Origin of the sequence: Gibbsiella quercinecans, assembly GCF_002291425.1 — a bacterium.
Lineage (GTDB): Bacteria > Pseudomonadota > Gammaproteobacteria > Enterobacterales > Enterobacteriaceae > Gibbsiella > Gibbsiella quercinecans.
In genome coordinates this window covers 3,545,783-3,558,408 of record NZ_CP014136.1, presented here as the reverse complement: position 1 = coordinate 3,558,408, position 12,626 = coordinate 3,545,783, and the positions used below count along the sequence as shown (strand labels likewise).

The following is a 12,626-nucleotide window of genomic DNA, read 5'->3' as shown; positions in this document are numbered from 1 at the left end:
CCGGCATGGCGCCGCTCGGTTATCAATTAGAAACGGAAGGTTGCGGTAGCTACCACCTGGCGATCGCTGCCCCAGTAGCAAGCATAATCAGCGTAGCAACTGGCGACATATTCACGATCGAGCAGGTTTTTCACATTAAGGCCAACGGAAGAGCCAGCCAACCCGAAACGCGCCAGATCGTATTTAACGGTGGCGTCAACCACACTGTAGCTGGCCACCTTGAAACTGTTGGCGGTATCGCCTTGCGAGCTGCCGACATAGCGCACACCGCCGCCGACGGTCAGGCCGCTAAGCGCCGTTTCGTTGAAGGTGTAATCCGTCCAGAGCGATGCCATATGGGTCGGTACCTGCTCCGGGGTGTTGCCTTGGTAGGTGTTGTCGTGGGTATACTCGGCGTTGGTATAGGTATAGGACGCGGTCAAATTGATATTGGCGTTCAGGGCGGCTTTGGCTTCCAGCTCGACCCCGCGCGCGCGTATCTCGCCGCTTTGTACGTTAAAGCCGCTATGATCTGGATCCGGATCCGCCGTCAGATTTTTGGTTTTGGTCAGTTGGTAAAGCGCCGCCGTCAGCGTAATGGGGCGATTTTGCGGGATATACTTCACTCCGGCTTCGTACTGTTTGGCCCGGGAGGCATCAAAAGGTTGCTGTAACGCATCAGTGCCCGGCGTCGGCAGGAAAGATTCACTGTAGCTGAAGTACGGTGAAATGCCGTTATCAAACAAATAGTTCAGCCCGCCACGCCAGGTGAACTGCGCATCATTTTTTTCTACCGTACTCAGTGTAGAGCGATTATATACCGAGGTGGTCGCCCAATCGTAGCGGCCGCCGAGCGTCAGCACCCAATGGTTCCACTCGGCCTGATCCTGCACATACAGGCCGGTTTGTTCCTGCCGGTTAAGTATTTTATACGGGAAGGTCAGCACGATGTTCGGGTTGCCATAGTCAGGCGCCAGCATGTTGAGGCTGCTGGCGGTGCCGTAATAGGCATTGATGTCGTTACGCATGCGCATGTAATCCACCCCCAGCAACAGGGTATGGTCAACGTCGCCGTAACGGAACTTCGCCTGGGCCTGGGTATCCACGGTAAAACTGTTCAACTTTTCCTGCGATTGGGCATAGGCGCGGTTCAGCGTGGCGGGCGCGCTGTAGCCGTTGCCGTACACCGCTTTATAATCGCTGTCGATTTGCATATAACGCAGGTTCTGGCGCACCGTCCAAACATCGTCAAACTGGTGCTCGGCGCTGTAGCCCACCATTTTCTGCTTACGCGCCAACTTATTGCTGGCCTCGCCTTCGTTGAAATTGGTCGGCAACTTGTGCTGGTTGCCTTCAGCATCGGTATAGGGCACCACGGTGCCCTGCCGCGGCAGCCAGCCGTAGAAGCCGGCGTCGGGCTCATTCTGGAAATAGCTCAGGAAGGTCAAGGTGGTTTTATCATCCGGCCGCCAGCTAAAGGCCGGTGCGATGGCATAGCGTTTTTCCTTCGCCATTTCCTGCTGGCTGTCGGCGCTGCTGGCCAACCCGGTCAGGCGATAGGAGTATACCCCGCTGTCATCCAGCGCCCCGCCGAAGTCAAAGCCGGTGGAGAATAGATTGTCGGTGCCCATCTGGAACTGCACTTCACGCAGGGTTTCGGTGGTCGGCTGCTTGCTGACCAGGGAAACCACCCCGCCAGGATTGCTTTTGCCGTACAGCACCGAAACAGGGCCGCGCAGCACCTCTACGCGCTCCAGCATGTAGGGGTCGATTTTCGCTTCAGAGTAGTTATCCCCCTGCAGCTTGAGGCCATTCAGGTACTGGTTGGTGTTAACTTCCGTGAAGCCGCGGATCGATAGCGCATCATAGGAATTGGAGCTGCCGCGCGTGCCCACCATCACCCCCGGCGTATAACCCAGCACCTCTTTCACCGAAACCGGCTGGTGCATCTCTATTTCTTCACGCGTCACCACGGAAACCGACTGCGGCGTTTTTTCCAACGGCGTATCGGTTTTCGTCCCGGTGGCACTATGCCTGGCGACATAGGTGCCTACCGGCCCCCAGGCGCTCTCCTGCGACGCGTCGCTGCCGACAACCGTAAGCGTTTCGCTATTGTCCACGGTGCTCTGCGCCGCAAAGGCAGGGCCGGCAACCGCAGCAGCGACAGCTAACGCTACGCCCCGCAAACCATTTTTCCCTTTGCGGGCATGCGCTAAAACCAGGCGTTTGTTCGGCATTATTTACCCCCACCAGATAAAAACCACAGTAATGCTAATAATAATGATTATTATAAGCATATCATCTTGTTCATTCGGGGAGAATAATAACTGAACAATATTTGGGCCGGCGGCGGCACGCGATTAAACGCGGAGCATAATGATGCTGTATCCCACTGAAACAGAATGAAAAAAAGCCCGTAGCATTCGCTACGGGCCTGATACGCACAACAGGGTGAATGGCGATTACTGGCCGAACATATCCTTAATCCAGCCGGCAACGCCGTCGCTGTCTTTCTGCTCATTCTGCTGTTGTTGCTGCTGCTGAGGCTGTTGCTGCGACGGCTGCTGCGCCTGTTGCTGCTGTTGCACTTCAGCCTGGCTGGCCTGGCACATCCCCTGCGGGTTGTCTGTCCAGACAGGGATGGTACGCCAACTGCCGCCGCAGCAGATGAAGTTGCCGGCAGAGTCGATGCCCATTTGGCTGATTCCTTCCGGCGGTTGCAACATCAGCGGCAACGGCGTTTGGTTTTCCAGATAACGCCGGTACAGCGTCAGGGCTCCGTTGGCGCCGGTCAGCTTGGCTGGGCCGTTATTGTCGCGCCCCACCCAGGCGATCGCCACTTCTTTGCCGTCGATGCCGGCGAACCAACTGTCACGCAAATCGTTGGTGGTACCGGTTTTGGCCGCCAGATGGTAGTTCGGGAACTTCACCGACAGCGAACGGGACGTGCCGCGCGCCACGCCTTGTTGCATGGCGTACAGAGTCAGGTATGCCGCCTGGGCAGGCACCACCCGCTCCGCCTGTGGGAAGCTCTGATACAGCACGGTGCCGTCTTCGGCAATTACCGAACGCACGGCTGATAACGGCGCCCGGTTCCCCACGCCGGCGATGGTCTGGTATTCCTGCGCCACTTCCATCGGCGTCAGGCCGATAGCCCCCAGCAGCATCGAAGGCACCGGGTTGATGGCGCTTTTCGGTATCCCCAGGCGCTGCAGTGTAGCGCTGATCTGATCAAGCCCCACCGACATCCCCAGGTTGACCGTTGGCACGTTGAGCGAGTTGGCCAGCGCGTCCACCAGCATCACCTTGCCGCGGAACTGGCGATCGTAGTTGTTCGGCTGCCAATTCGTGCCATTCGGCAATTTGATGCTCACCGGCTGATCGCTCAGCCAGGTATTCAGGCGGTATTTGTCCGGCTCGGATAACGCGGTCAGGTAGGTTGGCGGCTTCGCCAGCGAGCCCACCAGGCGGCGTGCCTGCATCGCGCGGTTAAAGCCGGCAAACTGCGGTTCGGCCCCGCCCACCATAGCGCGCACCTCACCGCTGAAGCGATCGACAATCACCATCGCCGCTTCCAGATCGCTGACGTGGCGGGCCGCGCGCAATGCTGGAATGCCTTCTTCCACTGCTTTTTCCGCCGCATCCTGCGATACCGGATCCAGCGTGGTGAAGATTTTCACGCCGGACAGATCGTTCACCTTATCGCCCAGCCGGGCCTGCAGCTCCTGGCGCACCAGTTGCATAAAGGCCGGCTGCGGCGTAATCACGCCGCCCTTCGGCTGCACGCCCAGCGGGCGGGCGCTCAGCATGTCGTACAACTCCGCGTCGATCACCCCCTGGTTTTGCAACAGTTTCAGCACCAGATTGCGGCGCTCCAGCGCCAGCCGCGGATTGCGCCACGGGTTATACAGCGAAGCGCCTTTCACCATGCCCACCAGCAAGGCCTGCTGATCGAGGCTCAGTTCGTCCACCGGGCGGCCGAAGTAATACAGGCTGGCCAGCGGGAAACCGCGAATCTGATCGCTACCGCTCTGGCCCAGGTACACTTCGTTCAGGTACAGCTCCAGGATGCGATCCTTGCTGTAGCGGTAGTCCACCAGCAGCGCCATATAGGCTTCGTTCGCCTTACGCCACAGCGAACGTTCGTTGGTCAGGAACAGGTTTTTCACCAGTTGCTGCGTCAGGGTGCTGCCCCCCTGCACCGCGCGGCCGGCGGTCAGGTTTGCCAGCAGCGCGCGGCCGATCGACCCCAGGCTGATGCCGTCATGCTCATAGAAATGGCGATCTTCCGTCGCCAGCAAGGTATCCACCAGCAGATCCGGGAAGCCGGCGCGCGGCACGAACAGGCGCTGTTCGCCGTTCGGCGATTGCAGCATGGTGATCAGGCGAGGATCGAGCCGGAAAAAGCCAAAGCTACGTTGGTTATCCAGGTTCTCGATCTTCGACAGACGGTTGTTCTGGAAGTACAGCCGCGCACGGATTTGCCCTTCTTTCCCATCCGGGAAGTCAAACGGGCGGCGCAGCATCTCGATGCTGTTGGCCTGCACGGTGAATTCGCCAGGGCGCGTCATCCGGGTGACCTGGCGGTACTGCATGCCCGCCAGCAGATTGACCATTTCGTTTTTGCTGTACGGCATGCCCGGTTCCAGGTTGACCATCCGGCCGTAAACCGCCGCCGGCAGTTGCCATACCTTGCCGTCGATGCGGCTACGAATCTGGGAATCGAGATACACGCCATAAATCGCCACCAACACGGCAATCACCAGCAACAGTTTGATTATCAGCCCGAGCCAACGGCGTTTTTTACGCGGAGGGGCCGCTTTTACCTTACGTGACATCGGCGCCTCCTCGTCATCCTTCTCATCATCGTCATACTCATCCTGATACTCGTCTTCCTCGTAATCATCGTAGTCGTCTCTGCGACCACGCAGCGGCCTGCGCGGCGTACTGCGTTTCGGTTGTTTCCCTTTGCGCCCAATCGGTTCGCGGTCATCCCCAGCCATTGCTGTCGTTCTCCACGCTTGCGGCTCTGCTGGCCATCATCTTGTCGCTTAATCTGTTCCTGCGCCCGGCCACTGAACAGAAGAAACATCTGAATTATCTTACTGATATTTTTTAGTGCGCCGCGTCGGCGCCGCATTGGCGGGATCATCCGGCCATACGTGTTTCGGGTAGCGCCCTTTCATCTCTTTCTGCACGTCCCGGTAGGCGCCCTGCCAAAACGCCGCCAGATCGCCGGTGATTTGCAGCGGCCGCTGTGCCGGCGAAAGTAACTCCAGCACTACCGCGATGCGCCCTTCCGCCAACATCGGGCTGCTGCGTTCGCCAAACATCTCCTGCAGGCGAACGGGCAACAGCGGCGGTTTATCAACATGATAGCGGATAGGCAGACGACTGCCGGTTGGCACAGTGTAATGAGTGGGCAGCGCATTATCCAGCCGCTGTTTTTGCGACCAGTCCAGCAGGCGGTTGAGCGCCTCGGCGATATTCACCTGCTTCAGGCCGCGCAAATCGCGCACGCCCGAGAGTGAGGGCAGTAACCATTGCTCAAGCGCCGCCAACAATGCCTCGTCGTCCACCGCCGGCCACGCCGCCTCCGGCAACCATTGGTGGGCGCACTGCAGGCGGGCCCGCAGTTGCTCGGCGGCCGCATCCCAATTCAACACCGCCAGCCCCTGCGCCCGCACCCACGCCAGCAGCGCCTGCTGCAGCTCTTCATCGGCGGGCTTGGCCAACGGCTGCGCCCGCAGCGTCAAACGGCCGATTTGCTGGCGCTTCCAGGCGCGCAGCGTGCCTTTTTCTTCATCCCACTCGACCGCCGTCTGTTGTGAAACCAACCCCGGTAGTTCCGCCGCCAGCGCCGTTATCTCCACCGGCAACGCCAACAGAATACGCGCTTCCGGGCTGTTCGCCCCTTGCAGTAGCGCAGGCGCGATCAGCCAGGCCGCACGCGACAACGCTTCATCACGCTCCAACGCGGCGCCAAAACCGTTAGCCAGCAGATAATGCCCGTCCTGCCCGCGTTGCTGGGCGATGCGATCGCTCGCGCCCTGCGCCAACAAGCGCGGCGCCAGATCGACATCTACCTGCCCGGCACGCTGCGCCACGCGCTTGGCCAACTGCGCAGCGCGGCGCTGCCAGTGCGGCTGTGGGCGGCTTAACCAGTAGCCAATATCCGCCTGGCCTGAACGCGGCGGCTCTTCCAGCAACGCTACCAGCAACGCCGCCGTCGCCAGCCCATCCGCCCCTAACTGCGCCCCGGCCAGCAGCATCGCCGCCAGCCGTGGTTCGCACCCGAGCGCGGCCATCTGCCGCCCGTTGGCGGTGAGTTTGCCGCCGGCATCCACCGCGCCAAGATCTTGCAGCAAGCGCCGGGCGGCCGCCAGCGCGCTGGCCGGCGGGGCATCCAGCCAGGTGAGTTGGCTCGCGTCATGGCAGCCCCATTGCAACAGTTCCAGCCAGAAACCGGTGAGTTCGCTTTGCAAAATCTCCGGCTGCGCATGTTCCGGGGCGCGTTCAGCCTGCTCTTTGGCAAACAGGTGCCAGCAGATGCCCGGTTCCAGGCGACCTGCCCGGCCGGCGCGCTGGATCATCGAAGCCTGGCTGATACGCTGCGTCACCAGCCGCGTCAAGCCGGTGCGCTGATCGTAGTTCGCCACGCGTTCCAGGCCGCTATCCACAACCAGGCGGATCCCTTCGATAGTCAGGCTGGTCTCGGCAATGTTGGTCGCCAACACCACCTTGCGCCGCCCGGCCGCGGCGGGCTGGATCGCTTTTTGTTGTTCCGCCTGCGGCAGCGCGCCGTACAACGGGCACAGTTCGGTATCCGCCGCCAGTTCGCCGTTCAGCCGCTCCAGCACGCGGTGGATCTCCCCCACGCCCGGCAAAAACAGCAGCAGCGAGCCGTGCTGCTCAGCCAGCAGACGTTTGACGGCATTGGCTATGCCGTCTTCAACGCGCTGATGGCTGGCAAGCGGATGATATTGGCGCGCCACCGGGAAACTGCGCCCTTGCGATACCGCCACTGCCGCCGCCGGCAGGCACTGCGATAAGCGCGCGTTGTCCAACGTCGCCGACATGATCAGCAGTTTTAGATCGTCACGCAGCCCCTGCTGAACATCCAGCAGCAGCGCCAGCGCCAAGTCGGCCTGCAGGCTGCGCTCATGGAATTCATCCAGGATCACCAAGGAGACCCCTTGCAGTTCAGCATCCTGCTGCAGCATCCGCGTCAGAATGCCTTCAGTCACCACCAGCAGCCGGGTGTTGGGCCCGCTTTTGCTTTCCGCACGCATACGGTAGCCAACGGTTTGGCCCACCTCCTGGCCCAACTGCTGCGCCAGCCGGTAAGCCACGTTTCTCGCCGCCAGCCGCCGTGGCTCCAGCATGATAATGCGCCCGGGCAGGTTGGCCCGCGCCAGTATCTGTAGCGGCAACCAGGTGGATTTACCGGCGCCGGTCGGCGCGTGCAGCAGCACCTGCGGAGCGGATTGCAGCGCGGCCAATATTTCATCGACAACCTCGCTGACGGGCAGTGAAGACACAGCATTCTCCCTGGGTTCCCCCCCAACACTCGATGGCGGCGCAGGCGCCGTTGCCAGAAAGGTGAAGGGGATGGTTAACATTGAATGGCGCACATTGTAGCATTACGCCCAGCGTTTCATTCATTTACCGGGGTTCCATGTCCAATTCACGCCGCCTGTTTTTTGCACTGCCTCTGCCGGCTCCGCTGCAACAGCAGATCGTCCGCTGGCGGGCCGGCGCGTTTGCTGCAGAGGCGGGCCGGCCGGTTGCGGCGGCAAACCTGCACCTGACGCTGGCGGTCCTTGGCGAGATCAGCACCCAAAAAGAAGCGGCGCTGCAAGCGCTGGCGGGCCGCATCCGCCAACGCCAGTTCAAGCTGGTGCTGGACGATCTCGGCCATTGGCCCGGCCCCGGCGTGGTTTGGCTTGGCGCTAAACATGCGCCGCGCGGGTTGCTGCAACTGGCGGAGATGCTGCGCTCACAGGCGGCGCGCAGCGGCTGTTATCAAAGCCCTTTGCCGTTTCACCCCCATATCACCCTACTGCGCGCCGCCAACCAACCGGTGGCGATCCCGCCGGCAACGCCCGGCTGGGCTTACCAGGCCGACCATTTTTCCCTTTGCCAGTCCATTTTTGAAAACGGGCGCACACGCTACCACGAGCTGGCCCAATGGCCGCTGAACAACGCAGGAAACACATGAAATTCACCCCACCGCTGCAACCCGCCACGCTGATCAAGCGCTATAAACGCTTTCTGGCCGATGTCGTGACCCCGCAAGGGGAAACCTTCACCCTGCACTGTGCCAACACCGGTGCCATGACGGGCTGCGCGACGCCGGGCGATACCGTCTGGTACTCCACCTCGGATAACGCCAAACGCAAATATGCGCACAGTTGGGAACTGACCCACACCCAGCAGGGCGACTGGATCTGCGTCAACACAATGCGGGCTAACGGCTTGGTGCGCGAGGCGATTGAGCAAAACCGTATAGCGGAATTATCCGGTTACAGTAAAATCAGCGGCGAGGTAAAGTACGGCAGTGAAAACAGCCGTATCGATTTGTTATTACAAGCGGAAAACCGGGTTAACTGCTATATTGAAGTCAAGTCGGTCACATTATTGCAACACAACCGTGGTTACTTTCCTGATGCAGTAACGCTCAGGGGGCAGAAGCATCTGCGGGAGCTGCAAAACATGGCGGCTGATGGGCAACGGGCAGTGCTGTTTTTTGCCGTTTTACATACCGGCATCACGCAGGTTGCCCCGGCACATCATATAGATGCGCATTATGCAGAGCTTTTGGCTCAGGTTCAGCAGTCGGGGGTGGAAGTGGTGTGTTATGGGGCCGATGTCTCACCCGGCGGCCTGTCTCTTCGCGGGAAAGTGCCATTATTTGCCGGTTAATAATGCCCGGTATTAATAATGCAAAAGAGAGATATTACGCCGCCAAATACGCCTTCCTTCACACCATTGTCAAGCAGGCGACAGGAATAATTGCCAACCCCCTCACCATCTGTTATTTATAGCGGCCTGTTTTTCCCCCGCATTGGGGATTCGATAGTGCGTGTGTATGTAGGAGAAGCAACATGCAAGAAGGGCAAAACCGTAAAACCTCGTCCTTGAGCATTCTCGCCATCGCTGGGGTGGAGCCGTATCAAGAGAAGCCGGGCGAAGAGTACATGAACGACGCCCAGTTGGCGCACTTCAAGCGTATTCTTGAAGCATGGCGCAACCAGCTCAGGGACGAAGTGGACCGTACTGTCTCGCATATGCAAGATGAAGCTGCCAACTTCCCGGATCCGGTCGATCGGGCCGCTCAGGAAGAAGAATTCAGCCTCGAACTGCGTAACCGTGACCGTGAACGCAAACTGATCAAAAAGATCGAAAAAACGCTGAAGAAAGTGGAAGACGAAGATTTCGGCTACTGCGAATCTTGCGGCGTGGAGATCGGCATTCGCCGCCTTGAGGCGCGCCCAACCGCCGATTTGTGTATTGATTGCAAAACGTTGGCCGAGATCCGCGAAAAGCAGATGGCCGGCTAATCACGTTACCCTGCGGCGCGCTTAACGGCGCGCCGTATCATGAGGTAACGGCCTTTTCCAACTATGTCTGAACATCATTATGTGGGGCGTTTCGCTCCATCGCCTTCCGGGGATCTGCACTTCGGTTCACTGATTGCCGCCCTGGGAAGCTATTTACAAGCCCGCTCGCAACATGGGCAGTGGCTTCTGCGTATTGAAGATATCGATCCTCCCCGCGAAGTCGCCGGCGCCGCCGACAGCATCCTGTTTACGCTGGAACACTACGGCCTACATTGGGACGGCCCGGTGCTCTACCAATCCCAGCGCCACGACGCCTATCGCGCCGCCTTAGCGTGGCTCCGGCAGCAAGGGCTCTGTTATTACTGCACCTGTACCCGCAGCCGCATTCAGCAAACCGGTGGGCTGTATGACGGCCACTGCCGCAATCTGCAGCTGGGCCCACAGGGTGCGGCAATCCGCCTGCGCCAGACCAACCCGGTATACCGCTTCCACGATCGCCTGCAGGGCGAACTGCTGGCCGATCCGGCATTGGCGCAAGAGGACTTTATCATCCGCCGCCGCGATGGCCTGTTTGCCTATAACCTGGCGGTGGTGGTGGACGATCACGCGCAGGGCGTCAGCGAAATTGTCCGCGGCGCCGACCTGATCGAACCCACCGTCCGCCAGATCGCCCTTTACCGGCAGTTACAGGCACCGGTGCCTGCCTACGTACACCTGCCGCTGGCGCTGGGTGAACACGGGCTGAAACTCTCCAAGCAAAACCATGCTCCGGCGCTGCCGGCGGGCGATCCGCGCCCGGTGCTGGTTGCAGCGCTAAAATTTCTGCGCCAACCGCTGCCGGAAAGCTGGCAAGATCTTGACCTGCCGTTATTATTGAGCTGGGCAGTGGACCATTGGGCGCTGGAAAGCATCCCGCGCCAGAAGGCCATTCCCCTGGATAAAGCCACATCAGCATTCTCAAAGGCGCCATGGTGAGCTATGATTAGCCGCTATTTTTTATTAGCGCCATTTTTATCAGTCACTATCGAGGTGTACCATTTTTACCCGAGTAGCCAATTTCTGCCGTAAGGTACTAATCCGCGATGACAAGCCGGCAGGCGAACAGTCGCCCGCCAGCGATAAAAACGCAGCTCGCGAACCCCGCCAGGCTGCCAAGCCGCCGCGCGCCATCGAAAGCAGCAAAGAAGCCCCGCGTCGCCGCACTGCGCCGGCAAAACGCCCGCAGCCGCCCGTTAGCGAAAGCGCCGGCTCTATGACCGTCATCCCCCGCGATCAGCACGCCATTTCACGCAAAGACATCAGCGATAACGCACTGAAGGTGCTGTACCGCCTGAATAAATCAGGCTTTGAAGCCTATCTGGTCGGCGGCGGCGTGCGCGATCTGCTGCTGGGCAAAAAGCCCAAAGATTTCGACGTCACCACCAATGCGACGCCGGAACAGGTGCGCAAACTGTTCCGCAACTGCCGCCTGGTCGGCCGCCGCTTCCGCCTGGCGCACGTGATGTTCGGGCCGGAAATCATCGAAGTGGCCACCTTCCGCGGCCACCATGAACAGCACCAGGAGCAAGACCAGGAGCACGATAAGAATTCATCCCAGCAGGCGCAAAACGGCATGCTGCTGCGCGACAACATCTTTGGTTCGATCGAAGAAGATGCTCAGCGCCGCGACTTCACCATCAACAGCCTGTATTACGGCGTGGCGGACTTTACGGTGCGCGATTACGTCGGTGGCATGCGCGATCTGCAAGCGGGCGTGATACGCCTGATCGGCGATCCGGAAACCCGCTATCGGGAAGATCCGGTACGCATGCTGCGAGCGGTGCGCTTCGCCGCCAAGCTGGATATGACCATCAGCGAAGAAAGCGCAGAGCCGATCCCTCGTCTGGCCGCACTACTGCACGAAATTCCGCCGGCGCGCCTGTTTGAAGAGTCGCTCAAGCTGCTGCAGGCCGGCTACGGGCTGCCGACCTACCTGAAGCTGTGTGAATACCAGTTGTTCCAGCCGCTGTTCCCGTTAATCGCGCGCAACTTCACGCCGAACCACGATACGCCGATGGAGCGCATCCTGATCCAGGTGCTGAAAAACACCGATCACCGGTTGCAGAACAACATGCGCGTCAACCCGGCGTTCCTGTTCTCGGCCATGCTGTGGTATCCGCTGCTGGAGCACGCGCAGAAGCTGGCGCAGGAAAGCGGGCTGGCCTATTACGATGCCTTCGCGCTGGCCATGAACGATGTGCTGGACGAGCAGTGCCGTTCACTGGCGATTCCAAAACGCATTACCACGCTGGTGCGTGATATCTGGCAATTGCAGCTGCGCTTGTCCCGCCGTCAGGGGAAACGTGCCCACAAACTGATGGAGCACCCCAAATTCCGCGCGGCTTACGATCTGCTGGCGCTGCGCGCCCAGGTGGAAAACAACCCGGAAATGCAACGCCTGGCCGACTGGTGGGGCGAATTCCAGGCCGCCACCGCCGCGCAGCAGAAAAACATGCTCAGTACGCTGGGCGACGATCCGGCACCGCGCCGTTCACGCCAACGCCGGCCACGCCGCCGTGCGCCGCGTAAAGAAGGCGAATAATGATCCGCGTCTATGTCGCGATCGGCAGCAACCAGGCGCAGCCGTTGCAACAGGCGAATGCGGCATTGGAAGCGCTGGCGCACATTCCGCAAACCCGGCTGATCGTGTGTTCGTCATTTTACCGCACCAAGCCGCTGGGGCCGCAAAACCAGCCTGATTTCCTCAATGCGGTGGTGGCGCTGGATACCCGGTTGCCCGCCGAGCAGTTGCTCGATCACACCCAACACATCGAACGCAATCAGGGGCGGGTGCGCAAAGATGAGCGCTGGGGGCCGCGCACTCTCGATCTGGACATGCTGTTGTATGGCGATAGCCAAATCGCCACTGAACGGCTGACGGTGCCGCACTACGGCCTGAAAGAGCGCGAATTTATGCTCTACCCGCTGGCCGAGATTGCACCGGATCTGGTGCTGCCCGACGGCACGCCACTGGCTGAATGCCTGAAGCGCGTGCCGCGAAACGGCATGCAGCTGTGGCACCCGCCCGGCGCGTGATCCAGGGCC

9 protein-coding genes are annotated in these 12,626 nt (G+C 60.2%); 6 read left to right on the top strand and 3 right to left on the bottom strand.

What is annotated here, in order from left to right; all coding sequences use genetic code 11:
- Positions 1 to 26: 26 nt before the first annotated feature.
- From fhuA to hrpB, 3 genes are all read right to left on the bottom strand, one after another.
- Positions 27 to 2,216: a ferrichrome porin FhuA gene (gene fhuA, locus ACN28Q_RS16405; protein ID WP_095847319.1), complete on the bottom strand. Its 2,190-nt coding sequence runs from the start codon at positions 2,214 to 2,216 to the stop codon at positions 27 to 29.
- A 225-nt stretch (positions 2,217 to 2,441) separates the two neighbouring features.
- The gene (mrcB, locus tag ACN28Q_RS16400; protein ID WP_095847318.1) at positions 2,442 to 4,982 is read right to left on the bottom strand and encodes a bifunctional glycosyl transferase/transpeptidase; all 2,541 of its coding nucleotides are present in this window, start codon (positions 4,980 to 4,982) and stop codon (positions 2,442 to 2,444) included.
- 99 nt (positions 4,983 to 5,081) lie between these two features.
- Positions 5,082 to 7,520: an ATP-dependent helicase HrpB gene (gene hrpB / locus ACN28Q_RS16395; protein WP_183096692.1), complete on the bottom strand. Its 2,439-nt coding sequence runs from the start codon at positions 7,518 to 7,520 to the stop codon at positions 5,082 to 5,084.
- 137 nt (positions 7,521 to 7,657) lie between these two features.
- On the opposite strand from hrpB, the gene thpR reads away from it, so the two are divergent.
- The 6 genes from thpR (at position 7,658) to folK (ending at position 12,617) form a co-directional block, all read left to right on the top strand.
- A complete protein-coding gene (gene thpR / locus ACN28Q_RS16390) occupies positions 7,658 to 8,200 on the top strand; it encodes an RNA 2',3'-cyclic phosphodiesterase (protein WP_095847317.1) in 543 nt (180 codons plus the stop codon).
- Positions 8,197 to 8,904, top strand: a complete 708-nt coding sequence (gene sfsA, locus ACN28Q_RS16385; protein ID WP_095847316.1) for a DNA/RNA nuclease SfsA — start codon at positions 8,197 to 8,199, stop codon at positions 8,902 to 8,904. Before thpR ends, sfsA begins: the two co-directional genes overlap by 4 nt.
- Positions 8,905 to 9,086: 182 nt before the next feature.
- A complete protein-coding gene (dksA, locus tag ACN28Q_RS16380) occupies positions 9,087 to 9,542 on the top strand; it encodes an RNA polymerase-binding protein DksA (protein ID WP_095847315.1) in 456 nt (151 codons plus the stop codon).
- Between the two features lie 63 nt (positions 9,543 to 9,605).
- On the top strand, positions 9,606 to 10,517 hold the full coding sequence (gluQRS, locus tag ACN28Q_RS16375) for a tRNA glutamyl-Q(34) synthetase GluQRS (protein WP_095847314.1): 912 nt from the start codon (positions 9,606 to 9,608) through the stop codon (positions 10,515 to 10,517).
- Between the two features lie 61 nt (positions 10,518 to 10,578).
- Complete coding sequence (pcnB, locus tag ACN28Q_RS16370; protein WP_095847313.1) at positions 10,579 to 12,123, top strand: polynucleotide adenylyltransferase PcnB; 1,545 nt, start codon at positions 10,579 to 10,581, stop codon at positions 12,121 to 12,123.
- Positions 12,123 to 12,617 (top strand): 2-amino-4-hydroxy-6-hydroxymethyldihydropteridine diphosphokinase, encoded by a 495-nt coding sequence (gene folK / locus ACN28Q_RS16365; protein ID WP_095847312.1) that lies wholly within the window; start codon positions 12,123 to 12,125, stop codon positions 12,615 to 12,617. Before pcnB ends, folK begins: the two co-directional genes overlap by 1 nt.
- The last annotated feature ends 9 nt before the right edge of the window (positions 12,618 to 12,626 follow it).

What these genes read in the sequence shown, in the direction of transcription:
- fhuA (WP_095847319.1), bottom strand. Translation starts at nt 2,216, where the DNA reads ATGCCGAACAAACGCCTGGTTTTAGCGCATGCCCGCAAAGGGAAAAAT.
- mrcB (WP_095847318.1), bottom strand. Translation starts at nt 4,982, where the DNA reads ATGGCTGGGGATGACCGCGAACCGATTGGGCGCAAAGGGAAACAACCG.
- thpR (WP_095847317.1), top strand. Translation starts at nt 7,658, where the DNA reads ATGTCCAATTCACGCCGCCTGTTTTTTGCACTGCCTCTGCCGGCTCCG.
- sfsA (WP_095847316.1), top strand. Translation starts at nt 8,197, where the DNA reads ATGAAATTCACCCCACCGCTGCAACCCGCCACGCTGATCAAGCGCTAT.
- dksA (WP_095847315.1), top strand. Translation starts at nt 9,087, where the DNA reads ATGCAAGAAGGGCAAAACCGTAAAACCTCGTCCTTGAGCATTCTCGCC.
- gluQRS (WP_095847314.1), top strand. Translation starts at nt 9,606, where the DNA reads ATGTCTGAACATCATTATGTGGGGCGTTTCGCTCCATCGCCTTCCGGG.
- folK (WP_095847312.1), top strand. Translation starts at nt 12,123, where the DNA reads ATGATCCGCGTCTATGTCGCGATCGGCAGCAACCAGGCGCAGCCGTTG.